Origin of the sequence: Streptomyces sp. ALB3 (assembly GCF_044385685.1) — a bacterium.
Taxonomy (GTDB): Bacteria; Actinomycetota; Actinomycetes; order Streptomycetales; family Streptomycetaceae; genus Streptomyces.
In genome coordinates this window covers 556,922-580,191 of sequence record NZ_JBISCE010000026.1, presented here as the reverse complement: position 1 = coordinate 580,191, position 23,270 = coordinate 556,922, and the positions used below count along the sequence as shown (strand labels likewise).

Annotated in this window: 23 protein-coding genes; 16 read left to right on the top strand and 7 right to left on the bottom strand. The window is 71.4% G+C overall.

Annotated features, from left to right (window positions below; genetic code table 11):
* Positions 1-116: 116 nt before the first annotated feature.
* The 5 genes from ACHFIV_RS14640 to ACHFIV_RS14620 all read left to right on the top strand — a co-directional run bounded on the left by ACHFIV_RS14640 (position 117) and on the right by ACHFIV_RS14620 (position 6,505).
* The gene (locus ACHFIV_RS14640; protein ID WP_398967959.1) at positions 117-2,183 is read left to right on the top strand and encodes a SpoIIE family protein phosphatase; all 2,067 of its coding nucleotides are present in this window, start codon (positions 117-119) and stop codon (positions 2,181-2,183) included.
* Between the two features lie 118 nt (positions 2,184-2,301).
* The gene (locus ACHFIV_RS14635) at positions 2,302-3,660 is read left to right on the top strand and encodes a wax ester/triacylglycerol synthase family O-acyltransferase (RefSeq protein ID WP_398967956.1); all 1,359 of its coding nucleotides are present in this window, start codon (positions 2,302-2,304) and stop codon (positions 3,658-3,660) included.
* Between the two features lie 93 nt (positions 3,661-3,753).
* Positions 3,754-4,722: an aldo/keto reductase gene (locus tag ACHFIV_RS14630; protein WP_398967953.1), complete on the top strand. Its 969-nt coding sequence runs from the start codon at positions 3,754-3,756 to the stop codon at positions 4,720-4,722.
* 1 nt (position 4,723) lies between these two features.
* Positions 4,724-5,590 (top strand): amidohydrolase family protein, encoded by an 867-nt coding sequence (locus ACHFIV_RS14625; RefSeq protein WP_398967951.1) that lies wholly within the window; start codon positions 4,724-4,726, stop codon positions 5,588-5,590.
* A 54-nt stretch (positions 5,591-5,644) separates the two neighbouring features.
* Entirely contained in the window at positions 5,645-6,505 is an 861-nt protein-coding gene (locus ACHFIV_RS14620) for an Fpg/Nei family DNA glycosylase (RefSeq protein WP_398967948.1), read from the top strand.
* Between the two features lie 9 nt (positions 6,506-6,514).
* Here ACHFIV_RS14620 and ACHFIV_RS14615 read toward each other — a convergent pair whose 3' ends face one another.
* Entirely contained in the window at positions 6,515-6,739 is a 225-nt protein-coding gene (locus tag ACHFIV_RS14615; RefSeq protein WP_398967945.1) for a zf-HC2 domain-containing protein, read from the bottom strand.
* Between the two features lie 72 nt (positions 6,740-6,811).
* Between ACHFIV_RS14615 and ACHFIV_RS14610 the strand changes: the two genes are divergently transcribed.
* From ACHFIV_RS14610 to ACHFIV_RS14595, 4 genes are all read left to right on the top strand, one after another.
* A complete protein-coding gene (locus tag ACHFIV_RS14610) occupies positions 6,812-7,564 on the top strand; it encodes a LytR/AlgR family response regulator transcription factor (RefSeq protein WP_398968235.1) in 753 nt (250 codons plus the stop codon).
* Positions 7,565-7,626: 62 nt separating this feature from the next.
* Entirely contained in the window at positions 7,627-7,989 is a 363-nt protein-coding gene (locus ACHFIV_RS14605; RefSeq protein ID WP_398967942.1) for a hypothetical protein, read from the top strand.
* On the top strand, positions 7,986-9,476 hold the full coding sequence (locus ACHFIV_RS14600; RefSeq protein ID WP_398967939.1) for a cation acetate symporter: 1,491 nt from the start codon (positions 7,986-7,988) through the stop codon (positions 9,474-9,476). Before ACHFIV_RS14605 ends, ACHFIV_RS14600 begins: the two co-directional genes overlap by 4 nt.
* On the top strand, positions 9,473-10,699 hold the full coding sequence (locus tag ACHFIV_RS14595; protein WP_398967936.1) for a sensor histidine kinase: 1,227 nt from the start codon (positions 9,473-9,475) through the stop codon (positions 10,697-10,699). Before ACHFIV_RS14600 ends, ACHFIV_RS14595 begins: the two co-directional genes overlap by 4 nt.
* A gap of 16 nt (positions 10,700-10,715) precedes the next feature.
* On the opposite strand, the gene ACHFIV_RS14590 is transcribed toward ACHFIV_RS14595, so the two are convergent.
* Entirely contained in the window at positions 10,716-11,228 is a 513-nt protein-coding gene (locus ACHFIV_RS14590; protein WP_398967933.1) for a hypothetical protein, read from the bottom strand.
* A gap of 111 nt (positions 11,229-11,339) precedes the next feature.
* On the opposite strand from ACHFIV_RS14590, the gene ACHFIV_RS14585 reads away from it, so the two are divergent.
* Positions 11,340-11,537, top strand: coding sequence for a zf-HC2 domain-containing protein (locus ACHFIV_RS14585; protein WP_398967931.1), 198 nt, complete (start codon positions 11,340-11,342; stop codon positions 11,535-11,537).
* On the opposite strand, the gene ACHFIV_RS14580 is transcribed toward ACHFIV_RS14585, so the two are convergent.
* Positions 11,471-12,040 carry a sigma-70 family RNA polymerase sigma factor gene (locus ACHFIV_RS14580; protein WP_398967928.1) on the bottom strand — a complete coding sequence of 190 codons (570 nt, stop codon included), beginning with the start codon at positions 12,038-12,040 and terminating at the stop codon, positions 11,471-11,473. The genes ACHFIV_RS14585 and ACHFIV_RS14580 overlap by 67 nt on opposite strands.
* A gap of 257 nt (positions 12,041-12,297) precedes the next feature.
* Between ACHFIV_RS14580 and ACHFIV_RS14575 the strand changes: the two genes are divergently transcribed.
* Positions 12,298-13,521: a CapA family protein gene (locus ACHFIV_RS14575; RefSeq protein ID WP_398967925.1), complete on the top strand. Its 1,224-nt coding sequence runs from the start codon at positions 12,298-12,300 to the stop codon at positions 13,519-13,521.
* 76 nt (positions 13,522-13,597) lie between these two features.
* Here ACHFIV_RS14575 and ACHFIV_RS14570 read toward each other — a convergent pair whose 3' ends face one another.
* Positions 13,598-14,059: a universal stress protein gene (locus ACHFIV_RS14570; RefSeq protein ID WP_398967922.1), complete on the bottom strand. Its 462-nt coding sequence runs from the start codon at positions 14,057-14,059 to the stop codon at positions 13,598-13,600.
* Positions 14,060-14,223: 164 nt separating this feature from the next.
* On the opposite strand from ACHFIV_RS14570, the gene ACHFIV_RS14565 reads away from it, so the two are divergent.
* Positions 14,224-15,069: a polysaccharide deacetylase family protein gene (locus ACHFIV_RS14565; RefSeq protein ID WP_398967920.1), complete on the top strand. Its 846-nt coding sequence runs from the start codon at positions 14,224-14,226 to the stop codon at positions 15,067-15,069.
* A 27-nt stretch (positions 15,070-15,096) separates the two neighbouring features.
* Here ACHFIV_RS14565 and ACHFIV_RS14560 read toward each other — a convergent pair whose 3' ends face one another.
* Positions 15,097-15,759, bottom strand: coding sequence for a class F sortase (locus ACHFIV_RS14560; RefSeq protein WP_398967918.1), 663 nt, complete (start codon positions 15,757-15,759; stop codon positions 15,097-15,099).
* A 347-nt stretch (positions 15,760-16,106) separates the two neighbouring features.
* On the opposite strand from ACHFIV_RS14560, the gene ACHFIV_RS14555 reads away from it, so the two are divergent.
* Positions 16,107-16,760: a hypothetical protein gene (locus ACHFIV_RS14555; RefSeq protein WP_398968233.1), complete on the top strand. Its 654-nt coding sequence runs from the start codon at positions 16,107-16,109 to the stop codon at positions 16,758-16,760.
* 98 nt (positions 16,761-16,858) lie between these two features.
* Here the strand turns inward: ACHFIV_RS14555 and ACHFIV_RS14550 are convergent, their stop codons facing one another.
* Positions 16,859-17,410 carry a hypothetical protein gene (locus ACHFIV_RS14550; protein WP_398967915.1) on the bottom strand — a complete coding sequence of 184 codons (552 nt, stop codon included), beginning with the start codon at positions 17,408-17,410 and terminating at the stop codon, positions 16,859-16,861.
* A 190-nt stretch (positions 17,411-17,600) separates the two neighbouring features.
* Positions 17,601-18,368 (bottom strand): bestrophin-like domain, encoded by a 768-nt coding sequence (locus ACHFIV_RS14545; RefSeq protein ID WP_398967912.1) that lies wholly within the window; start codon positions 18,366-18,368, stop codon positions 17,601-17,603.
* Positions 18,369-19,112: 744 nt separating this feature from the next.
* Between ACHFIV_RS14545 and ACHFIV_RS14540 the strand changes: the two genes are divergently transcribed.
* From ACHFIV_RS14540 to ACHFIV_RS14530, 3 genes are all read left to right on the top strand, one after another.
* Entirely contained in the window at positions 19,113-20,072 is a 960-nt protein-coding gene (locus tag ACHFIV_RS14540; protein WP_398967909.1) for an SCO0930 family lipoprotein, read from the top strand.
* Between the two features lie 205 nt (positions 20,073-20,277).
* Positions 20,278-21,096: an SAM-dependent methyltransferase gene (locus ACHFIV_RS14535; protein ID WP_398967906.1), complete on the top strand. Its 819-nt coding sequence runs from the start codon at positions 20,278-20,280 to the stop codon at positions 21,094-21,096.
* Positions 21,093-23,267, top strand: a complete 2,175-nt coding sequence (locus tag ACHFIV_RS14530) for a putative bifunctional diguanylate cyclase/phosphodiesterase (protein ID WP_398967903.1) — start codon at positions 21,093-21,095, stop codon at positions 23,265-23,267. The genes ACHFIV_RS14535 and ACHFIV_RS14530 overlap by 4 nt, the downstream gene beginning before the upstream one ends.
* Positions 23,268-23,270: the final 3 nt, after the last annotated feature.

The following is a 23,270-nucleotide window of genomic DNA, read 5'->3' as shown; positions in this document are numbered from 1 at the left end:
GAGCGCCCATTTGAACGCGCTCAACTACCGCCACGGTGAGCATAGAGGTCGAATTGAACATGTTCAAGAAAGCTCGTTCGGTCGAGAAAACGGACAAATGGTGGCAGAGTGGCGACATGGATGATCGGGTAGCGGGTGCCCTGTCACTCCCGGATGACTGGCCCGCCCACCCGGACCTCAGTCTCGCCCTGAACCGAATGGGCAGCTTCGACTGGGATCTGGACAGTGGCCTCATGCACATGGACGAGCCCGCCCTCGACGTCTTCGACCTGCGCCCCGAGGAGTACGACGGCCATCCCGCCGCGCTCGCGCAGCGCGTCCCCGCCGATGAGGCGATCCGGCTCGACGGCATGGTCTCGCAGGCGCTCAAGAGCGGCCGCAGCAACTACGGCGCCTACTTCCGCAGGACGCAGCGCGACGGCTCCCTGTGCTGGACCCACACCCAGGGTTTCATCCGCCGTGACGGTACGGGCCGGCCCCGGCGCATCATCGGCATCATCCGTGACGCCACCCAGGAACTGGCCGAATCGACGGCCCGCCGGTCCGTCGACGAGGAGCGGCGGCGCCGTACCAGCCTGGTCGAGGGAACCACAGCGGCCCTGGCGCACGCCCGGACGGTCAAGGACGTCACCGACGTGCTGAAGAACTCCCAGGGCCTGGCCAACCTCGGCGCCACCAGTCTGGTCATGGGGCTGCTCGAATCCGGACGCATCCACCTCGTGGCGGACGGCCCCGAAGGGGCGTACGTGCAGGGCACCCGCTACACCCGGACCGACGAGCCCTATCCGATGAGCGAAGTCATCCGCACGCTCACGCCGCGCTTCATCGAGACGCCCGAGGACTTCGCGGCCTCGTACCCCATCCTGTGGCCGCACATCAGCGATCTGGGCATCACCGCCGCCGCCTACATGCCGCTCATCGCCCAGGCCCGTCCGATCGGCGCACTCGGTCTCCTCTACGGCGACAAGGCCGGCTTCACCAGTGACGAGAGGAACCTCCTGGTGGCCCTGGGCAGTTCCATCGCCCAGAGCCTCCAGCGGGCCATGCTCTACGAGGGGGAGCACGACCTCGCCGAAGGGCTCCAGCAGGCGATGCTGCCGCGCCGGATCCCCGACGTGCCCGGAGCCCAGGTCGCCGTCCGCTACCGCTCGGCACGGCTCGGCAGGGACATCGGTGGCGACTGGTACGACATCATCGCGCTGCCCGGCGGCCGGGTGGGCGCCGTCATCGGCGACGTACAGGGGCACGACACGCACGCGGCAGCCGTCATGGGGCAGCTCAGGATCGTGCTGCGCGCCTACGCGGCGGAGGGGCACAGCCCGGCGACGGTCATGGCGCGGGCATCCGTCTTCCTGCACGAACTCGACACCGACCGCTTCGCGACCTGCACCTACGCCGAGGCCGACCTGACCACCGGAGTGGTGCAGCTGGTCAGGGCCGGGCACGTCGACCCGGCCCTGCGGGACGTGGACGGGAGCTGTCGCAAACTGCCGGTGGACGGCGGGCTGCCGCTGGGCCTGTCCGCGGAGTTCGGGCAGCTCGAGTACCCGGTCAGCACCGTCGACCTGGACCCGGGCCAGACGATGATCCTCTACACGGACGGAATGGTGGAACTGCCCGGTACCGACCTCGACGTCGGCATGCGCCTCCTGGCCTCGACGGTGAGTGACGGCCCGCAGGACCTGCAGAGGCTCGCCGACCGGCTCTGCGAGGTCGTCGACGAGCGCGGCGGCGAGGACGACATGGCGGTGCTGCTGCTGCGCCGGAACGCGGCTCACGCCCCTCACCCCGGGGGGCGGCTCCAGCAGCACGTCGCGCAGAACGACCCGGAGGCGCTCACCTCCGCCCGTCACATGATCCGGGCGGCGGTGCGCGCATGGGGGGCGAAGGGCCGGGCCGACGAGGTCGAGCTTGCCGCCGACGAACTGATCACCAACGTGCTCATGCACACCGACGGCGGAGCGATCGTCACCATCAGGGTCCTGACCGGCCCCGAGAGACGCCTGAGGGTCGACGTCGAGGACCGCTCGAGCGCGCTCCCGCGCCGTAGGGAGGCGGGGGACTCGGGAGTCTCGGGCCGGGGCCTCCTGCTCGTGGACCGGCTCGCGGACATCTGGGGAGTGGAGTCCCGTGGCAACGGCAAGAGTGTGTGGTGCGAATTCCTCGTCCCCGAGCACCGGTAGCGCCGTTCGAGGTGCCGCGAGACTGTAACAGTACGTAACGTGTTGATAATTGACCGTAACCGACCCAACGGGATTGACTAGGATCCCGCCGTTCCGCCGTCGAAGACGCGAGGCCCCGTTGAGTACCGAGCTCCTGGCACCTCTTGATCTGGCTTTCTGGCACCTCGAATCCGACACCCACCCCATGCACCTCGGCGCACTCGCCGTCTTCGACCCGGTGCCCGGAGTGGCCGCGCGGGACCTGCTCGAGCTGCTCGGGGCCCGCGCGGCCGCCATCCCCCGGCTGCGGATGCGGGTGCGCGACGTCCTGCTGCCCGTGGGCGGCGCCGCCTGGTTCACCGACAAGGAGTTCGACGTGCACCGGCACGTCAAGCGGGTCGTGCTCGCGGGGGGCGACTTCATGGAGGAGGCGACCCGCCTCGCCGGTGAACTCATGGAGCGCCCTCTCGGGCGGGGCCTCCCGCCCTGGCAGATGTACCTCCTCGACAGTCCGGGCGAGGGACCGTTCGCCGTGCTCGTGAAGCTGCACCACGCGCTCGCCGACGGCATGCGGGCCGTCGCCATCGGCGCCGGCATCTTCGACCAGATCGCCTCCGCCGGTGCCGGCCGCGGAACGGTGCGCCGCCGGACGCCCGTACCGCCCCGCTCCTGGCTGCCGGGACCGTACGAGGCGGCGGGCATGGCGATGGGCCGGCTCGGGGACGTCGGCCGGGCATTGGGCGTAGGTGCGTCCGTCGTGCGCGCCAGCCGCCTGGACCTCCGGGCCACCACCGCTCTGACCGCGCGCTCCAGCGGTACGCGCCGGCTGGCCACCGCCGAGCTCGACGCCGAGACGGTGCAGCGCGTCCGGCGCGCCGAGGGCGGGACGGCCAACGACGTGCTGCTCGCCGTGGTCGCCGGCGCCCTCCGTCGCTGGATGCTCGAACGCGGTGAGCCACTCCCCGGCGCCGAACCGCGTGCCCTGGTCCCCGTGTCCCGGCGCCGGCCCGGAAAGGCGGCCACCGCCAACAGGCTCTCCGCCTACCTGCTCGGGCTGCCCGTCGGTGAACCCGACGCCCGGGAACGGCTGCGCCTCGTGCGGACGGGCATGGACCGCAACAAGGCCGCAGGACCCCTGCGCGGCGCGGGTGCCGTCGCCGTACTGGCCGACCAGCTACCCGCACTGGCCCACCGGTTCGGAGCGCCGCTGGCCGGGAACGCGGCCCGCGTGCTCTTCGACATCCTGGTCACCAGCGTGCCCCTGCCCCGCTCGGCCCTCTCGCTCGGCGGGTGCCCGCTGCGGGCGGTCTACCCGATGGCGCCGCTGGCCCGCGGGCAGGCACTGGCCGTCGCGCTGTCCACCTACGGCGGGCGCGTACAGGTCGGGCTGGTCGCCGACGGGAAGGCGCTGCCGGATCTCGGCCGGCTCGCCTCAGCGGTCCGTGAGGAGCTGCACGACCTGCACGCACTCGTGCCGACGGTGCCCGCCCCGGCGTAGAGCCGATTCGGCCGGCCCGGTTGACGGGACCGATTGATCCGATGAATAGTCCTGAGCGGACCATCAGGGATCACCGGCGGGGGCGGCAGAGACATGCGGCGCATCAGGCTCGGACGGAGCGCGGTCGAGATCACGGAGCTCGCCTTCGGCGCGGCGGCCATCGGCAACCTCTTCACCGAAGTCGATCCGGGGCAGGCCGCCGCCGCCGTCGAGGCGGCGTGGGACGAGGGCGTCCGCTACTTCGACACCGCACCGCACTACGGCCTCGGTCTCTCCGAACGCCGTCTCGGCGAGGCCCTGCGCGGACGGCCACGGGACGCCTACACGGTGTCCACGAAGGCAGGCCGCCTGCTCGAGCCGCTGCCCCCCGCCGAGGCGGCGGCACACCATGGCCTGTCCGACGGATTCGCGGTCCCGCACACCCACCGGCGGCGCTGGGACTTCAGCGCCGACGGCATCCGTCGCAGCATCGAGGACAGCCTCGGGCGGCTCGGCCTCGACCGGGTCGACGTCGTCTATCTGCACGACCCCGACGAGCACGGGGAAACGGCCCTCCGCGAGGGCTACCCGGCGCTGGAGCAGCTGCGTGGCGAGGGCGTGGTCGGCGCCATCGGCGCCGGCATGAACCAGACCGCGATGCTCACCCGCTTCCTGCGCGAGACCGACGTCGACGCCGTCCTGTGCGCCGGACGTCTCACCCTCCTCGATCACAGTGCCCTCGACGCCCTGCTCCCGGAGGCCGCGGCCCGCGGCCTGAGTGTAGTCGTCGGAGGTGTCTTCAACTCCGGCCTGCTCGCCGACCCCCGTCCGGGCGCGACGTACGACTACGCGGCGGCCCCCGCGCACCTGCTGGACCGGGCCCTGCGCATGCGGGCCGTCGCCTACCGACACGGAGTCCCGCTGCGCGCCGCCGCCCTGCACTACGCGCTGGACCACCCGTCCGTGGCCGGGGTCCTCGTGGGCACCCGCTCCCCGGACGAGGTGAGGGACGCGGCGGCGCAGCTGCGCACGCCGGTCCCGGACGCGCTCTGGGACGACCTGCGCGCCGAAGGGCTGCTGTGACATGACTCCCCGGTCCGTCGTCGACGCCCACCACCACGTCTGGGACCTCGCGGTACGCGACCAGGACTGGATCACCGGAGAGGAACTCGCCCCCCTGCGCCGCACCTTCACCCTCGCCGACCTGGAGCCCGAGGCCCGCGCCGCCGGGGTGACCGCCACCGTCCTCGTCCAGACCGTCACGGTGGCCGCGGAGACCCCCGAACTCCTGGCGCTCGCCGACGGGAGCACGCTCGTGGCGGGCGTCGTCGGCTGGACCGACCTCACCGCTCCGGACGTCGCCGACGCCCTCGCCGAGCTCCGCGCCCTGCCCGGCGGCGGCCGGCTCGTCGGCATACGCCACCAGGTCCAGGGCGAGCCCGACCCGGAGTGGCTGCTCCGCCCCGACGTCCTGCGCGGACTGCGTGCCGTCGCCGCCGCCGGCCTGGTCTACGACCTGGTCGTCCGGCCCCACCAGCTGCCCGCGGCCGTCCGCGCCGCCGCCCTCCTGCCGGAGCTCACCCTCGTACTCGATCACGCGGGCAAGCCCCCGGTGGCACGGAGGACTCTCCGGCCCTGGGCCGACGGTGTGCGGGCGCTCGCCGCGCTGCCCCACACCGTCTGCAAACTCTCCGGCCTGGTCACCGAGGCGGATCCGCTGTCCTGGACCGTCGAGGACCTGCGCCCCTACGCCGACACCGTCATCGAGGCCTTCGGACCCGGGAGGGTGATGTTCGGCTCCGACTGGCCCGTGTGCACGCTGGCCGCCGGATACGCCGACGTCCTGGGAGCGGCACGTGAGCTGACCGGCCGGCTCGGGGAGCACGAACAGCGGTCCGTCCTCGCGGGCACCGCCGAGCGGGTCTACGGACTGGGGGAGCCCGCCGACTGACCCCACGCGTCCGTCCGGCAGGCATGCGCACGGTTGTTGCGGCAGGCTGGAGTCATGCCCGAACTGCCGGAAGTCGAAGCCCTGCGGGACTTTCTCGACGACCATCTCGTCGGCAAGGAGATCGCCCGCGTACTGCCGCTCGCGATCAGCGTCCTGAAGACCTACGACCCGCCGCCCACCGCGCTGGAAGGCACGACGGTCGGCTCCGTGGCCCGGCACGGCAAGTTCCTCGACATCACGGCCGGGCAGCTCCATCTGCTCATCCACCTCGCGCGGGCCGGCTGGCTGCAGTGGAGGGACAGCTTTCCCGCCGCCCCGCCACGGCCGGGCAAGGGGCCGCTGGCCCTGCGGACCGTCCTCGCCGGCGGTGACGGCTTCGACCTGACGGAGATGGGCACCACCAAGCGCCTCGCCGTCCACCTGGTGCACGACCCGTCGGACGTCCCCGGAGTGGCACGTCTCGGCCCCGACCCGCTCGCCGACTCCTTCGACCGGGAGGCGTTCGCGACGGTGCTCGGCGGTGTACGCCGGCAGCTCAAGGGCGCCCTGCGCGACCAGTCGCTGATCGCGGGCATCGGCAACGCCTACAGCGACGAGATCCTGCACGTCGCGAAGATGTCGCCGTTCAAGCTCACCACCGGCCTCGGCGACGACGACATCAGCCACCTGTACCACGCGATGCGCACCACGCTCCAGGAAGCCGTCGAACGCTCCCGGGGCGTCGCGGCGGGCCGGCTCAAGGCCGAGAAGAAGACCAGCATGCGCGTGCACGGCCGCACAGGACAGCCCTGCCCCGTGTGCGGGGACACCGTGCTGGAGGTGTCGTTCAGCGACTCGTCGCTGCAGTACTGCCCCACCTGCCAGACCGGCGGCAAGCCCCTCGCCGACCGGCGGCTGTCACGCCTGCTCAAATAGCGGCCACGGTCACCGCCGCCGCCGGGCGGCCGACGCAACGGCGCCGGGCCCCGGCCCGCGTGCGAACGCGGCCAGATGCCGCACCACCCCGCCGAACTCGCGCACCTGGACCACGCACGCCGCGCACTCCATCAGATGCCGCTCGAAACGACAGGTGTCGGCGGCACCGAGTACACCGAGCGCGTAGGCTCCGGCGGATCTGTGCGGTTCTCCGTGCAGGTCTGTGGCAGGCATGTCCTCCCGTACGTGACGAACCCGCGAATCGCTCATGCCCTCACCCCGGTCCAGCACCTAAACTCCGTCCTCATGCTGCGCGTACTCGCCGTCGACGACGAAGAACCCGCCCTGGAGGAACTCCTCTACCTCCTGCGCGCCGACCCCCGTGTCCGGAGCGCCGAGGGCGCCACGGGCGCCACCGAGGCGCTGCGCCGCATCGGGTCCGCCGTCGACGCCGGGCCCGAGGACCCCACGGCCATCGACGTCGTGTTCCTGGACATCCACATGGCAGGGCTGACCGGACTCGACGTCGCCCAGCTCCTGGCCGGCTTCGCCGCGCCGCCGCTCATCGTCTTCGTCACCGCCCACGAGGGCTTCGCCGTGCACGCCTTCGACCTCAAGGCCGTCGACTACGTCCTCAAGCCCGTCCGCCGTGAACGTCTGGCCGAGGCCGTCCGCCGTGTCGCCGAACAGGTCGGCGAACGCTCCGCCTCCGTCCACGACGCCTCCACCGACCAGGTCGCCGTGGAGCTGGGCGGGGTCATCCGGTTCGTACCCGTCGACGACATCGCGTACGCCGAGGCACAGGGCGACTACGCCCGGCTGCACACCGCGAGCGGCAGCCATCTCGTGCGGATACCGCTGACCACCCTGGAGGAGCGCTGGCGATCGCGGGGCTTCGTGCGCATCCATCGCCGCCATCTCGTGGCGCTGAACCGGATCGACGAACTCCGGCTCGACGCGGGCAGCATGAGTGTCCGGATCGGCACCGCGGAGCTCGCGGTCAGCCGGCGCCACACCCGCGCCCTCCGGGATCTGCTGATGCGCCAGACCGGCCGCTGACCTGGCCCTACCCGACGGCGGCCCTTCCCAGGCGGGCCCCGGGACGCCTACACTCCGGGCCCATGTCCGCAGAGAGCACGCCCCGGCGCGAAGTGGTCACCGGGGAGCCCCGGCGGGTGCGCCCCCTGCCCCGCTACCGTGCCCAGTCGGAGATCGACGAGCAGACCGCCCTCGGCGGGGCCTACGTCCGCTCGCTGATGCGCAGCCAGCTCCGTGCCGGGCTCACCGTCTTCGGCGTGCTCGCCCTCGTCACCGGGACCCTGCCCCTGGTCTTCGAGGCGCTGCGCAGCAACGCACTCGTCTGGGCGGTACTCGGGTTCGCCACCTATCCGCCGCTCACCCTCGCCGCCTGGTGGTACGTGCGCAGGGCCGAACGCAACGAGCGTGACTTCGCCAGACTCGTGGAAGGGCTCCCCGCACCGTGAGCGCGCCCGGCCACCCGGCCGCGGTGGTGGCGGTCGCCCTGGTCGTCCTGGCCACCGTCCTCGTCGGCGGCTTCGGACTGCGTATCTCCCGGACGACCTCCGACTTCTACGTGGCGTCCCGCACCGTGCGGCCGAGGCTCAACGCCGCCGCGATCAGCGGCGAGTACCTGTCGGCGGCCTCGTTCCTCGGCATCGCGGGCCTGGTGCTGGTGCACGGCCCCGACATGCTCTGGTACCCGGTCGGCTACACCGCCGGATATCTCGTACTGCTGGTGTTCGTCGCCGCCCCGTTGCGCCGCTCGGGGGCCTACACCCTTCCCGACTTCGCCGAGGGACGGCTCGAGTCCCGGCAGGTCCGCCGGCTGGTCAGCGTGTTCGTCGTCGGTGCCGGCTGGGTGTACCTCGTGCCGCAGCTCCAGGGCGCCGGCCTCACCCTGAAGATCCTCACCGGTGCGCCGAGCTGGCTCGGCGACGTCCTCGTCGCCTCCGTCGTGGTGGTCGCCGTCGCGGCGGGCGGCATGCGCTCCATCACCTTCGTGCAGGTCTTCCAGTACTGGCTGAAGCTCACCGCGCTGCTGGTGCCCGCGATCTTCCTGGTCCTGGCCTGGCAGGGCGACGGGCGCCCCCGTGTCAGTTTCGACGAACAGATCTCCGTCTTCCGAGCCGACCACCCGCTCTACGCGACGTACGGACTGATCGTGGCGACCTTCCTCGGCACCATGGGCCTGCCCCACGTGGTCGTCCGCTTCTACACCAGCCCCAACGGCCGTGACGCGCGCCGTACCACCGTCGCCGTCCTCGCCCTCGTCGGCATGTTCTATCTGCTGCCGCCGGTGTACGGGGCCCTGGGCCGTCTCTACGCTCCCGAACTCATGCACGGCGGTGACGCCGACGCCGCCGTGCTGCTGCTGCCCGCCCGGGTGATCGGCGGTCTCGGCGGCGATCTGCTCGGCGCACTCCTCGCGGGCGGAGCGTTCGCCGCGTTCCTGTCCACGGCGTCCGGCCTGACGATGGCGGTCGCCGGAGTGATCACCCAGGACGTCCTGCCCTCGCGGGGGGTACGGCACTTCAGGCTGGCCACCGTACTGGCCATCGCCGTGCCGCTGGCCGGCTCGCTGGTGGTCAGCCGGGTGCCGGTGGCCGACGCCGTCGGGATGGCCTTCGCGGTCTCCGCGTCGTCGTTCTGCCCGCTGCTCGTCCTCGGCATCTGGTGGCGCAGGCTCACCCCACCGGGCGCGATCGCCGGGCTGCTGCTCGGTGGCGGGTCCGCGCTGCTGTCCGTGGCCATCACCGTCAGCGGCGTGGTGAGCCCGCCGGGCTGGCCGCACGCCCTGCTGGCCTGGCCCGCCGTCTGGTCCGTACCGGTCGGCTTCCTCGCCATGATCCTGGTCTCCCTGGCCACCCCGGGCCGGATACCACCGGGCACCAACGCGGCCATGACCCGCTTCCACCTGCCGGAGGCACTGACCTCGGGGCGTGTGCGATGACCGGGGCCCAGGCCGCCGTCATCGCCGTGCTGGTCCTGCTGCTGTTCGGCACGGGATTCCTCCTGGGCCGCACCGCCCGTCCCGTACGCACCAGCGACGTGGGCACACCCGTCGAGCACGCCACCTTCGAGACCTTGCACACGGCCTCCCTCGCGGCGCCCCCGCTGCGCGCGGGACTCACCGAGGAGAGCGCGCGCAGGTCGGCGCGCGGCCTGCGCTCGCTGCTGGGCACCGACGCGCTGTGCCTCACCGACCGCGACCGGGTGCTGGTGTGGGACGGAGAAGGCGAACACCACGGGAAGGACGTGATGCGTCATGTCGAGGGTCTGCTCGCCAGCGGCAGGGACACCGCCTTCGACAGCGACTGCGGTGACCTCGACTGCGCGCTTCGCTGGGCCGTAGCGGTCCCGCTGACGGTGGACCACCGCGTGCTCGGCACGCTGGTGGCCTACGCACCCCGCGAATCGGCGGTGCTCGCCAGAGCGGCGGGAGAAGTCGCCCGGTGGGTCTGCGTACAGCTGGAACTCGCCGAGCTCGACCGCTCCCGGACCCAGCTCATCGAGGCCGAGATCAAGGCGCTGCGAGCCCAGATCTCCCCGCACTTCATCTTCAACTCACTGGCAGCCATCGCCTCGTTCGTCAGGACGGACCCCGAACGGGCACGTGAACTGCTGCTGGAGTTCGCCGACTTCACGCGGTACTCGTTCCGCCGGCACGGGGAGTTCACCACCCTGGCCGACGAACTCCACTCCATCGACCAGTATCTGGCGCTGGTGCGCGCGCGCTTCGGCGAACGGCTCTCGGTGACCCTCCAGGTCGCCCCGGAGGTACTGCCGGTCTCGCTCCCGTTCCTCTGCCTCCAGCCCTTGGTCGAGAACGCGGTCAAGCACGGCCTGGAGGGCACTGCCGGCGCCCCCCGGCCGCACGATTCCGCCCGGGCGGGAGGTGCCCCGATCCGCATCACGATCAGCGCTCTGGACGCGGGCGCCGAGGCCGAGGTCGTCATCGAGGACGACGGCACCGGGATGGAGCCGGAGCGCCTCCGGCAGATCCTGCGCGGCGAGGGCGGCACCTCCACCGGCATCGGTCTGGTCAACGTGGACGAACGGCTCCGGCAGGTCTACGGGGACGAGTACGGACTGGTCATCGAGACGGGAGTCGGAGCAGGCATGAAGATCACCGTGAGGCTTCCCAAGTACCGTGCGGGTGTACACGGTTCCTGAGGCTCGCCTCGGCCGCTCAGTACAGGTGGACGGCCAGGTGTCCCAGCGGCAGCCCCAGCTGCCAGGCCGGCGTCCACACCCGCGCCTCGCCCTCCTCCGTGTCCTCGCCGGCCGGCTCCCACGGCGGCGGGCCGATCGCGTCGAGGTCCGCGGCCAGCAGTTCGGTCTCCTCGAGCCACCGCCACGTGGCCCGCGCCAGCGCGAGATCGGGATCCACGAGTCCGGCGGGTGCGGTGGGCCGCTCCATCGCCTCGAGCCGCGCGCAGACCCAGCGTCTCCAGACGGCGCCGTACGCGGTGAGCAAGCGCAGTTCGTCCACCCGTGCCACGGGGAGCTCGTCGGCCACCGCCCCGTCGGACAGGAAGATCGTCAGGGCGAGGGCGTCCCGCCCCGCCCGGTACTCCAGTGTCGTCGGTTCCATCAGGTCGCCGGTCACCAGTACCTCGTCGGCGAGGTACTCGGAGTACATCCATGCCATCGGGACCAGCAGCCCGCCCCCGCCGGTTCCCTCGTGATGTTCGGGACGCATCCCGTCTCGCCTCTTTCGTCGACTCGGCACCGGGCTACACGCAGCATTGAACCGGGGGCGCACGCCCCGCGTGGGCAGAAGGGCAGGATCCGTCGGGAGATTCGAGGTGCGATGAGGGCGGAGCGTGGCGACGGCCCGCACGTACGGCACCTACTGGGCGCCTATGTGCTCGACGCCCTGGAGGAGGGCGAGAGCGGTCCGGTCGCCCGGCATCTCCAGCGCTGCGAGGTGTGCGCGGCGGCCTATCTGGAGGTCGCGCACGCGCTGACCCTGCTCGCGCTGCTCGACGTGGACGACCTGCTGGAGTAGCCGGGCAGATTGCGGCTCAGCAGCCGCAGGGCGTAGTACGAGCGGGACTTGACGGTGCCCGCGGGTATGCCGAGGACCTCGGCGGTCTCGCCCACGCTGAGCCCCCGGAAGTAGATCTGCACGAGCACCGCGCGGTGTTCGGGGCTGAGCGTGCTGACGGCCTCACGTACATCGAGCGCGTGGACCGCCGACTCGGCGGTGTCGTCGTGGGCGGGGGCACTCTCCAGGACCGCGTCGCTGACCTCCGTCGGCCGGGCCTGGCGGGACCGGCGGGCGTCGATGGCCAGCCGCCTGGCGACGGTGAACAGCCATGGGCGCATGGAGTCGTAAGGGGCGTCGAACGCCTCCGGATGCTGCCAGGCGCGTACCAGCGTCTCCTGCAACAGGTCCTCCGCCCGCTGCCGGTCGCCGAACGTCAGTCCCAGCAGGAAGTGGAACAGGGCCGGCCCGTGTTCCCGCTGCAACTCCGCGAGGGCCCGCTCATCGGTTGTCGCCGTGGTCATCGTGAACGTCCTTTCCCGAAGAGGCCCCTGACGCCTCGCTCCCGCCTGGCGTATACGAACGCATCGGGGCACGCGGGAACAGCCGGTGCACCGAGTGGTGCGCCGAGCGGTCGCACGGAGCGGCGAGTGGTGCGGTGAACGGTCAGCGGACGGCGATACGGCCGATTCAGGTACTCGGGCGTCTTTGTCCTTGACTCACCAGTATGAATATATGTGTATTCGGATGGCCGAAATCATTCGAAATGGGAGTCGTGCAGATGACGAAGCGCATCCGACAGGGCGCGGCGATCGCCGTCGCCGGTCTCCTCGCCACCACAACGGCGTGCACCGACCAGCCGTCGTCGACTCCCGGATTCGCCGGACGGCACCCCTCCGGGGAAGCGGCGGTCAAGGGGGCGGGCGCGGGGGGAGCGGAGGGCGCGCGCACCTTCACGCTGCTGGCCTCGGGCGACATCCTGCCGCACTCCACGATCATCGACCGGGCCGCCGCCGACGCGCACGGCAGGGGCTACGACTTCCGCCCGATGCTCAAGGGCGCCGCACCCGCGGTCTCCGCCGCGGACCTGGCCATCTGCCACATGGAGACGGTGTACGGCCAGGACGGCGGCCCCTACACCGGCTATCCGTCCTTCAAGTCGCCGCCCGAGGTGGCGACGGCGCTGCGCGCCACGGGGTTCGACTCCTGCTCCACCGCCTCCAACCACACTCTGGACGACGGCGCCCAGGGCGTGGGACGCACGCTCGACGCCCTGGACCGTGCGGGAGTCGCCCATGCCGGGTCCGCGCGCTCGGCCGACGAGGCGTCCCGCCCCACCCTGCTCAGGGCGGGCAAGGGCAAGAACGCGGCGAAGGTCGCCCACCTGGCCTACACCTACGGCACCAACGACATCCCGCTGCCCGCCGACCGCCCCTGGACGGTCAACCTGATCGACAAGGACCGGATCGTGGCGGACGCCCGAGCCGCCCGTGAGGCCGGTGCCGACGTTGTCGTGGTCTCCCTGCACTGGGGCACCGAGTGGCAGGAGGCGCCCGACGAGGTCCAGCTCCGGCTCGGCCGCGAGCTCACGTCCTCCGGCACCGGCGAACGCCCCGACATCGACCTGATCCTCGGCACCCACGCCCACGTGCCTCAGGCGTACGAGAAGGTCAACGGGACCTGGATCGTGTACGGCATGGGGGACCAGGTCGCCGGGGCCATGGTCAACCACGAGGGCGTCCAGGACCAGCGGGCCAACGAGAGCTCGATGGCCCGCTTCACCTTCGCACCGCCGGCGGAGCCAGGGCGGCGATGGGCCGTCAGCAGAGCCGAGTTCATCCCGCAGTGGTTCGACCCCGAGGCCGGGCGCGTCGTCGGGCTCGGCCTCAAGGCACCCGCCCGGAGCGGGGCGGCGGACAGCCGGCTGCGCGGGATCCGCGACCGGATCCACGGCGTCGTCCTCAGTCGCGGGGCGGCCAAGGACGGTCTCGTCGCCGGCCAGTGACGCACAGCGTCCACCGGGGGAAGGTACGGCGGGTGCCCACCGGGACGTCACGGTGCGGCGGGTGCCCACCGGGACGTCACGGTACGACGGTCACCGGCCAGCGCCCGGCCTTCACCAGCCGGACGGCCACCGAGCCCACGAAGCGGTGCCCGGCGGACTCCGAGGCGCCCACGACCACGGCGTCCGCCTTCAGCTCGTCGGCCGCCGTCACGAGCCCGTTGTACGGATCCCCACGGAAGGTGTGGAACTCCCAGCGGACATTCCATATGTCCTTGAGCCGCTCGGTCGCGGTCCTGATCTCGTTGACCAGTCCCTCGGCGACCTCCTCCGTCGTGTCGGCGACCGGGGCCCCCAGGGCGGCGCCGGCCGACAGCACCGGCTGCACGTAGACGAGGGCCAGCATGGCGTTCTGCCGGCGGGCGAGCCCCGCCGCGTACGCCGCGGCCCGCATCGAGGAGTCCGAACCGTCGATGCCCGCGACGATCACCTTGGGGCCGTCCGTGCCGCGCTCGAAACGGTCGTGTCGCTGCTCTGTCACGGCCCCGAGGGTAGCCGCTCCCACCCTCCGGCCCGCGGGCGCCTCCGCGGGGAGCGGGGCGCCCCGCGCGGACACCGCCGCGGCGCTCCATCCATCGGGTGCAAAACACCCCGTCCCCGGTGTCGTCGTCAGGCGCGGGCGCGACTCCGTGCGAGCAGTTGGTCATGAAGCATGATCAGATTCCAGCCGAACGCCGCACCATCCTGCGTCTCGCCCTCGCGCTGGGCGCCGCCACCGCCGTGCACGTGATCTCGGCTGATCCGGCCGGCACGCCCGCACGCCCCGGAGGCCGGCCCCCGTACCCGGCCTCCGGACCCCCGGCGAGAACCCAGGCAGGCCCCGGCAGCTACCGGCTGCGCCCCATGACGTCGGCCGCACCGCCCCGCTTCCGGCCCGCCGCACCGCCCGTGCGTACCCGGCCGCTCGAGGAGCTGCCCGAACTGGGGAGCGACGCCCTGGTGCTCACCTTCGACGACGGTCCGGATCCGAGGTACACCCCGGACATCCTGGCCACACTGCGCAGGTACGGCGTACGCGCGATGTTCTTCGTCTGCGGCGAGATGGCGGCCGAGAACGGTGACCTGCTGCGGGAGATGGCCGACGACGGGCACGTGGTCGGCAACCACTCGTGGTCGCATCCCCTGATCCCGGAGCTCTCCCCGGGTGCGATCCGCGACGAGCTGGGCAGCACGAGTGAGGTGGTCGAGAAGACGCTGGGCGCCCCACCGCTCTGGTACCGGGCCCCGTACGGCGCCTGGAACCGCAGTTCCTTCGAGATCGGTGCCGCGATGGGCATGGAACCGATGGCCTGGACCGTCGACAGCCTGGACTGGACGACCCCGGGCACCGACACGATCGTCCGCCGGGTCGCCGAGGGGGCGGCGCCCGGCGCCGTCGTGCTGTCGCACGACGCGGGCGGCAACCGGTCCCAGAGCGTGGCGGCGCTTCGCCGGTATCTGCCCGCACTCATCGAGGAGGGCTACCGTCCGACCGTCCCGTACCGCAGCTGACGAGGACCGCCGGCCGCCGGTTCAGCACTACCGCGTCTCGACCAGCCGCGCGAAGACCACCACGTTCCCGTCGTACCCGTCGGCCTTCGAATACCCTCCTCCGCAGGTGATGACCCGGAGCTCGGCGTAACCGGTGTCGCCGTACACACGGGCGCCGGGGAAGTCGTTCTTGGAGAAGACCTCGACGCCGTAGATCTCGAACACGGCGATCCGGTCGTCGTAGCGGGACACCTCGACCTGCTGGCCCTTGGTGAGTGAGCCCAGTCCGTAGAAGACCGCGGGCCCCGCGAGATTGTCGACATGGCCGACCATCACGGCCGTCCCGCGCTGGCCCGGGGAGATGCCGTTCTGGTACCAGCCGGCGAGGTTCGGGTCCTCGGCGGGCGGGGCCTCGATCCAGCCCGCCGGGTCCAGGTTCACATCGACGACCGGCGCGTCCACCCGGATCGACGGGATCTGGATGCGTGCGGCGGGGGCGTACGCCAGTGGCTGCACGGGTTCACCGTCGACCGGCGCGGACACCGCGGTGTCCCGGGGGCCGGCCACGGAGGCCGCGGCGGCGGGCTGCGGCGGCCCGGGAGACGTCTCCACGCCGTTGCGCATCAGGGCGAGTCCGGTCAGCATCACCAGGGCGATCGCGCCCCACGGTGTGCGTCTGCTCCGCTCGGCGCCCCACTGGTCCCGGCCCATGGTTCTCCCTTCGTCGCGACACCGCCACGCTAGGTGCGGGTCCGTAGGGCGGCGATCGGGGACGGGCGAACGGGTGTCGGCCGATCGGGCGCCGGTGAGGGCGTCTGCTCTTCGGAGTAATGAGCGGATAAAAATTCTGACGGACCGTGACCTGCGGGTCCGTCAGCTCAGCGGCCTCGGGCACGGCGTGTCGGATCACCGGGGTGGAGCAGTGCCGAAGTGCGACAGGCGCGGTATCTGGTGAGTGTTCGTCATGGGATGCGTTCTCGTCGACTGATCCCGGAGGACAAGACTCCGGGGCGCTTCCCGCTGGAGGTTCGAAGATGCGTGCTTCACGCGCTCTCGCGGTGACCGCGACCGCATTCGCGGCGGTCGGGCTCGCTGCCCCGCTGGCCGCCGCCGGCGGCGGCCCGGGGAGCAACCCGAGCAACTTCCCGACCCATGTGACCGTCAACCCGTCCCAGGTGCATCAGGGCGCCACCATGCAGGTCAGCGCGGAGGGCTGCGGCCGCTCCGGCGGCAGGGTGTGGTCGAACGCGTTCCCGACGGTGAACCTGTCGCCGGGCCGGGTCGGCTACGCCACGGCGCGCATCCGGGACAACGCGACGCCCGGCCAGTACAGCCTGTCCGTGAGGTGCAACGACAGCAACAACAACTTCGGTGGCGGCAACGGAGGTGACGGCGGCCAGGGCGGCAACGGCGGTCAGGGCGGCAACGGAGGCGAGCGCGGCCAGGGCGGCAACGGCGGCAACGGAGGTCAGGGCGGTAACGGCGGCCAGGGCGGCGGCAACGGTGGCCAGGGCGGCAACGGTGACCAGGGCGGCCAGACTGCCACGGCACGCTTCACCGTGCTTCCCTCGCGGGGCGCCCAGGGCGGCCTCGGCGGCTCGATGGGCCCCAGCTCCGTCGAGATGCAGGTCGGTGGCGGACTCGTCGCGGCGGCAGCCGTCGGCGGCGCCGTCTTCGTCGTCCGTCGCCGGATGAGCAATGCGGCGGTCTGACGCGCGGGAAACCCCGCCCGGCCCGATACGCCCGTCGCCCCGAGTCCTGGATCAGGACCCGGGGCGACTGTCATGTGTCCGTGCCTGCTGCTCAGTGGTCAGTGCTGACGGCTGGTACGGCGCTTGCGCAGGGCGTGGAAGGCGCCGGCCGAGGCGATCGCAACCAGTGCGGACCCGGCCGCGATCTCCGCGGGGTCCATCGTGTCGACGCTGCCGCCGAGGCCGCCCAGCACGCCGCTGGGGGATGCGGTCGAGCTGGTTGTGGGGGCCGTGGTGGGCGCCGTGGTGGGAGTGCTCGTGGGGGCGGCGCTCGTGATCCTCAGGTCGGCCGACCGCGTGGTGCTGCCACAGCGGAAGGTGACCTCGTAGATCGCGCCCCGCCTGGCGTCCCTGTCGACCGTGGCCGTGGCCGACCTGCCGCTCGGGATCGTCGTCGTGTCGAACACGCCCGAGAACGCGGTCGCGTCACTGGTGCACCCCATGGCGCCGAGAGTCACCTGACCCCCCGGCGCGACCGTGGAAGGAGTGATGGTCGGGGTGAACGAGGTCGACGTGCCGCCGTTCAGGACAGCGGCCGATGCGGCCGGTGCCATCAGAAAGCAGGCGGCGGCGCCCAGCAGGGCGACGGGTGCGACACGTATCGCGCGCATGGTGAATCCTCCGGGTCCCGAGGCGCTGCCGCGGAACGGATTTCCGCGAGACATGAGACATGCGCCTCGATGCTCGAAACGGTAGGAGCGGCTCATATCACCCGCGATCGGTGTCAGGCGAATGGGGCAACTTGTCCCCCGACCGGCCGGAGGACCGGGGCCGGGGGACAGGGCCGGGTGCGGTGTGCTCCTACCCCTTCCCGGCGTCCGGGAAGAGATCGACGAAGGGGGCCGTCGTGGCCGAGATGCCCCGGCCGAAGGGGGCGTCGAAGTCCCAGATGAGGAAGAGCAGGAACGCGATCAGCACGCTGAACAGACCCGCCAGCAGCAACTCACGGAACGTTCTGCGGATCTGGAGCGTGAAGATCAGTCCGACCGTCACCACCGCCCCGGTGATCAGGCCGAACCAGACCACTCCCGGCATCGTCGCGCCCGCGTTCTGCCCCCGGGCCCCGCGCGCGTCGTCGACGGCGGCCACCTGGTCCACCAGAGGCTGGTACGCCTGCCCCTCGTGGTCCGTCTGCGGCTTGTACTCCGTCACGTCCGCCCGCACCCGGTCCAGAAGTCTGGTGCCCTCCTCGGTGAGACTTCCGTGGTCGGTCATCGACCGCCACTCGGCGCCGACGACATGGGCGACGTAGGCGTCCACGTCCGCGCGGATGCGGTCGCGGACCTCGGCCGGGTAGACGGCCGAGCGTGCACTCACCTCGTGCAACGCCTGGGCCTCCAGGCGTACCGACTCCTGGGCGGCGCTACGGCCCTCCCAGACCCCCGCGATGGCCAGGCCGAGCACGATCGCGTACACCACGCCGATCATCATCGTCATGTACTCGATGACGTCGGGTGTCTCCGACGGATCGTCGTCCTCGGCGAGGCGGCGGTTGCTGAGGACGGCGATGGTCAGGACGACAGCGCATGCCGACGCCATCGCAATGGTCAGAACAAGCCATTCCGACATGGGTTCCCTTCTTCGGTTCAGCGGGACGATCGGGGCCGCAGCACGGCTACGGCGAAAACTGCGGGTGCGGTGATGAGAAGGGTGAGCGAGACCAGTGACGGCCCGGCCCGGGGCGTCTTGCGGGGCGGCTTCCTGTAGGTGGGCAGTGCGACGGGTGCGGGGGCAGGCGGCGTCGGGCGCACCGTGGGCCGCTGTGCGGGTTCGGGTTCGGGTTCCGGTGGCGCGGGAGCTGGGGGCGGCGGCGGAGGCGGCGGCGGGGGCGGCGGAGGTGGTGGAGGCGGTGGGGGCGGTGGAGGTGGCGGGGGGGGGGGTGGTGGGGGCGGTGGCGGAGGCGCCGGTTCGGGTTCGGGCTCGGGTTCGGGCTCCGGCTCAGCGGTGACCGCACCGCACCGCCCCTCGCCCGCCACAGCGACGGACGAGCCGCCGTTCCCCTGCCCGATGGAAGCGACCGCGCAGTCGTCGCCGGCCGCCGGCAGCGGGGCGGCGAGCAGCAGGAGCAGGGTGGCGGCTGTCAGCCGCCATATGCGTGATCCGTACACGCCGGGGAGCATGGTGCCTACAGCCGCCGAACACGCGGAGTAAGCAGTTGATTCGCCTGATGGAGGGATATTGAGCAATGCGCGTTTGCGCCCGTCGAATCTCTTTCCGGAGCCCGTTGAACGCCGGGCCACCGGTCGGCCGTACCTAGGGCCACGAAAGACGCGCACTCGCGTCCCGGACGGCAGAAGGACAACGGGAGTCGACATGAATACCTGGCGGAACGCTTCGCTCGCAGTGACGGCGGTGGCCATGTTGGCGCTGACGACGGCGTGCGGTCAGGAGAAGGGCACGGCGTCGCCGAACGGCCAGGCCGTGGGAAACGCGGCTCCCGCACAGCAGTCGGCCGAGGCCGGGTACGGCTCGGACGGCGGCTACGGCTCCGACGCCGCCGCGGGTGGCGCGCCGAAGGAGGCCGGCCAGCTCGCGGTCTGGGACAGCAAGAAACTGGGCAAGGTGCTGACCGACAGCGAGGGCTTCACGCTCTACCGCTTCGACAAGGACACCGCCGAACCGCCCACCTCGAATTGCGAGGGTGACTGTGCGAAGGCATGGCCCCCGGTGCCCGCGCAGAACGCCGAGGCCGCCGCCGGGGCCGACGCGTCGCTGATGGGCGAGGTCACGAGGGCCGACGGGACCAAGCAGCTGACCGTCGCAGGCTGGCCGGTGTACCGCTATGCCGAGGACACCGGACCCGGTGACGCCAACGGCCAGGGAGTCGGCGGTACATGGTTCGCCGCCGCTCCGGACGGAAAGAAAGCGGCCATCAACGCGGACGGACCCTCCGAAGGCGGGCAGGCCGGCCTCGCCGGTCTTTCCGTCCGAAAGGATCCGGAACTCGGGGACATTGTCGTCGACGGGCGCGGCATGACGGTTTACCGCTTCAAGAAGGACACGGCCTGGCCTATGAAGTCCGCGTGCACGGGCGACTGTCTCAAGAAGTGGCCGGTCGTCGGTCCCGTGCCGAAAAATGACGTCGAAGGCGTCACCACGAAGGGATTCGTCACCTTCGACCGTCCCGACGGCATCCAGCAGCAGTCGCTCGACTGCTGGCCCCTCTACACCTTCGCCGGTGACGCGAAGCCGGGAGACACCAACGGGCAAGGTGTCGGGGGCACATGGTACGCGGTGTCGCCCGACGCGAAGCTCGTCGGAGCCTCCAAGTAGCGTGCGCGAGCCGCTCGGTGGTGCCGGTCCGTCGCCGATTGCGTACACGCAGCGACGGACCCGCCGTGCATGCTTCCGGTGTGTGACCAATAACGGATCTCTAATTTCCGTTTCCACTCGCTCTCCTGGCGGTCGATCAGTAGCCTCTGGTCAACACTGACCATGAACATGGCCGGATCGCCGTGGCGACTTGTTGGAGACATCGATGGAGCGTCCCGCCTGGGCACCGCAGGGCATTGACATCTCGGTGCCGAGCGTGTCTCGCATGTACGACTTCTACCTGGGCGGTTCGCACAATTTCGAGGTGGACAGGGAAGCGGCACGCAAGGCCATGCAGTTCATGCCTGGTCTGCCCAAGGTCATGCAGGCGAACCGGGCCTTCATGCGGCGAGCCGTGCACTACGCCACGACTTCGGGCGTCAGCCAGTTCCTCGACATAGGGTCCGGCATCCCGACCTTCGGCAATGTTCATGAGGTCGCCCAGGCGGCCGATCCGGACGCCCGTGTCGCCTACGTCGACCACGACCCGGTCGCGGTCGCACACAGTCAGGCGGTGCTCGAGGGGAACGAGCGGGCCGTCATCGCCGCCGCGGATCTGCGTAAGCCCGGCGAGATCCTGGCGCATCCCGAGATCAACGGCCTGCTCGACCTGGACAAGCCCGTGGCGCTGCTCCTCGTGGCGGTGCTCCACTTCGTCGAGGACGCGGACGACCCGTACGCGGCGGTCGCCGAACTGCGCGACGCGCTGGCTCCCGGCAGCCTGCTGGTCCTCACCCACGCCTCGTACGAGGGGATCCCGCTCAGCCAGGAGGAGGCGGGCGGGACGGTCGGCGTCTACCGCAACATAAGCAATCCGCTGGTCATGCGTTCGCGCACGGAGATCAGCCGCTTCTTCGAGGGATACGAGATGGTCGAGCCCGGTCTCGTCGCCATGCCGGAGTGGCGTCCCGAGTCACCCGAGACGCTCGCGCAGGAAGATCCGTTCGCCTTCTCGGGCTTCGCCGGGGTTGGACGCAAGGCGTGAGCATTCCCGCCCAGCAGTCCGGCGCGCCGGACGCGGAACCCGACGGCCCCGAAGGCCGGCTCCGAAGATTCGCCACCATCTGGAGCAGGGCGATCTTCCCCTCCACAGCCACCTCGATGACACGTCCGGAGTTCGAGGAGCATCTGCTGCCCCTCGCCCGGGAACTCAACGTCATCCTCCACACCCGCGTCTTCGACGCGACGCCCGCGCAACGGGTCGGGGCCGCGCTGGTCGCCGCCCACTGCACGGATCCCGACGCCTTGAGCTCCACGCTCGGCGTCGTCGACTCCTATCTGGTCCTCTACTGCGGCGGCAACGGGCCCGTGGAGCTCTCGACCGAGGACAGCCGGGCCCGGTGCGCGCGGATCCAGCACGCGCTCGCCGGCGGTTTCAGCCAGGCCCTGCGCGAGCGGACGCTCGCCGAGCAGGAGGCGATAGCCCGCTCGGCGCTCACCGCCCGCTCGAACGCCGAACAAGCGCTGCACGCGACCGAAGCGCGCTTCCGCGCCGTGTTCAGGGACGCCGCCATCGGGATCGGCATAGCCGACCTCGACGGGAACATCCTGGAGATCAACGACACCCTCACGCGGATGTTCGGCGGTCTGGAGAACCACGTCCGCAGCCACAAGGTGAACGAGTGGGTGCACCCCGAGGACTCCCCGTACGTGTGGAAGTACTACGACGAGCTGGTGCGCGGCGAGCGCGAGCACTACAGCGTGGAGAAGCCGTACTACCGCAACGACGGCACCGTCCTGTGGACCAACCTCACCGTGTCGCTGCTCCGGGACCCGGAAGGCCGGCCGGAGTACCAGCTGGCCCTCATGGAGGACACCACCGAGCGGCGGCTGCTCAATCTGCGGCTGCGCTACGAGGCCACACACGACGCGCTGACCGGCCTGCCCAACCGGACCCTGTTCTTCGAGCGCCTGGAGAAGGCACTCGCGCCCCGGGAGGGCATGCGCTTCGGCCTCTGCTACCTCGACCTCGACGGATTCAAGGCGATCAACGACAGCCTGGGCCACGCGGCGGGGGACCGGCTCCTGGTCGAGGTCGCCGACCGGCTGCAGAGCTGCGCGACGGCCCCCGGCGAGATGGTCGCGCGGCTCGGCGGTGACGAGTTCGTCGCCCTCACCACCGGGCCCCGCACCCAGGAAGAGGTCCACGAGCTGTCCGCGCGCATCCTCTCGGCGCTCGCCACGCCCATCCGCCTCGACGGCCGGGAGCTGACCGTACGCGGATCCATCGGTGTCGTCGAAGGGCCTTCGGGCGAACGCACCGCGGCCGAGGTGCTGCGCAGTGCCGACATCACGATGTACCGGGCCAAGGCGGCGGGCGGCAACCGCTTCGCGCTCGCCGACGCCGAGGCCGACGCGCGGGCCATCACCCGTCACGGACTGACCACCGCGCTGCCCACGGCGCTCGACCGCGGTGAGTTCTTCATCGAGTACCAACCGCTGGTGCACCTCGGGGACGGCAGCGTGCACGGCGCCGAGGCGCTGGTGCGGTGGTGCCATCCGCAGCACGGCGTGCTCGGTCCGGACCGTTTCATCCCGCTCGCCGAACACACCGGGCTGATCGTGCCGCTCGGCCGCTGGGTCCTGGAGGAGTCCGTCCGGCAGGCGAACTTCTGGCAGGAACGTCACACCGACGGCGGGCCCCTGCGGATCAACGTCAACCTCTCCCCGACCCAGCTGCACCACCCGAGGCTGGTCGCCGAGACCGTCGACGTCCTGGAGCGCTCCGGTCTGGAACCGGGCGCCCTCTGTCTGGAGGTCACCGAGTCCGCGCTGATCGGGGCCGACGACGATCTGCTCAAACCGCTGCGCCAGCTGGCGGAGATGGGCGTCGACATCGCGCTGGACGACTTCGGCACCGGGTACTCCAACCTGGCGAACCTGCGCCGGCTTCCGGTGAGCGTGCTCAAGCTGGACCGTTCCTTCACCCAGGGCATGCAGCACCATCCGGCGGACCCGGTCGACCTCAAGATCGTCGAGGGTATCGTCTCGCTCGCCCACAGCCTGGACCTGGCCGTCACGGTGGAGGGGGTCGAGACCGGCGCCCAGGCCGAGCAACTGCGACAGCTCGGCTGCGACACCGCCCAGGGGTGGTACTACGCGCGTCCGGGAGCCCCGGACATGATTCACGCGCTGCTGCTGGCGGACGCGGTCTGAGGG

Bases quoted from the DNA above. Each gene is read 5' to 3' on its own strand.
- ACHFIV_RS14605 (WP_398967942.1), top strand. From the start codon at position 7,627: ATGTCCGCAGAGAGCACGCCCCGGCGCGAAGTGGTCACCGGGGAGCCC.
- ACHFIV_RS14575 (WP_398967925.1), top strand. From the start codon at position 12,298: ATGACGAAGCGCATCCGACAGGGCGCGGCGATCGCCGTCGCCGGTCTC.
- ACHFIV_RS14630 (WP_398967953.1), top strand. From the start codon at position 3,754: ATGCGGCGCATCAGGCTCGGACGGAGCGCGGTCGAGATCACGGAGCTC.
- ACHFIV_RS14610 (WP_398968235.1), top strand. From the start codon at position 6,812: ATGCTGCGCGTACTCGCCGTCGACGACGAAGAACCCGCCCTGGAGGAA.
- ACHFIV_RS14585 (WP_398967931.1), top strand. From the start codon at position 11,340: ATGAGGGCGGAGCGTGGCGACGGCCCGCACGTACGGCACCTACTGGGC.
- ACHFIV_RS14565 (WP_398967920.1), top strand. From the start codon at position 14,224: ATGAAGCATGATCAGATTCCAGCCGAACGCCGCACCATCCTGCGTCTC.
- ACHFIV_RS14540 (WP_398967909.1), top strand. From the start codon at position 19,113: ATGAATACCTGGCGGAACGCTTCGCTCGCAGTGACGGCGGTGGCCATG.
- ACHFIV_RS14535 (WP_398967906.1), top strand. From the start codon at position 20,278: ATGGAGCGTCCCGCCTGGGCACCGCAGGGCATTGACATCTCGGTGCCG.
- ACHFIV_RS14625 (WP_398967951.1), top strand. From the start codon at position 4,724: ATGACTCCCCGGTCCGTCGTCGACGCCCACCACCACGTCTGGGACCTC.
- ACHFIV_RS14640 (WP_398967959.1), top strand. From the start codon at position 117: ATGGATGATCGGGTAGCGGGTGCCCTGTCACTCCCGGATGACTGGCCC.
- ACHFIV_RS14620 (WP_398967948.1), top strand. From the start codon at position 5,645: ATGCCCGAACTGCCGGAAGTCGAAGCCCTGCGGGACTTTCTCGACGAC.
- ACHFIV_RS14615 (WP_398967945.1), bottom strand. From the start codon at position 6,739: ATGCCTGCCACAGACCTGCACGGAGAACCGCACAGATCCGCCGGAGCC.
- ACHFIV_RS14545 (WP_398967912.1), bottom strand. From the start codon at position 18,368: ATGTCGGAATGGCTTGTTCTGACCATTGCGATGGCGTCGGCATGCGCT.
- ACHFIV_RS14590 (WP_398967933.1), bottom strand. From the start codon at position 11,228: ATGCGTCCCGAACATCACGAGGGAACCGGCGGGGGCGGGCTGCTGGTC.
- ACHFIV_RS14560 (WP_398967918.1), bottom strand. From the start codon at position 15,759: ATGGGCCGGGACCAGTGGGGCGCCGAGCGGAGCAGACGCACACCGTGG.
- ACHFIV_RS14580 (WP_398967928.1), bottom strand. From the start codon at position 12,040: ATGACCACGGCGACAACCGATGAGCGGGCCCTCGCGGAGTTGCAGCGG.
- ACHFIV_RS14550 (WP_398967915.1), bottom strand. From the start codon at position 17,410: ATGCGCGCGATACGTGTCGCACCCGTCGCCCTGCTGGGCGCCGCCGCC.
- ACHFIV_RS14595 (WP_398967936.1), top strand. From the start codon at position 9,473: ATGACCGGGGCCCAGGCCGCCGTCATCGCCGTGCTGGTCCTGCTGCTG.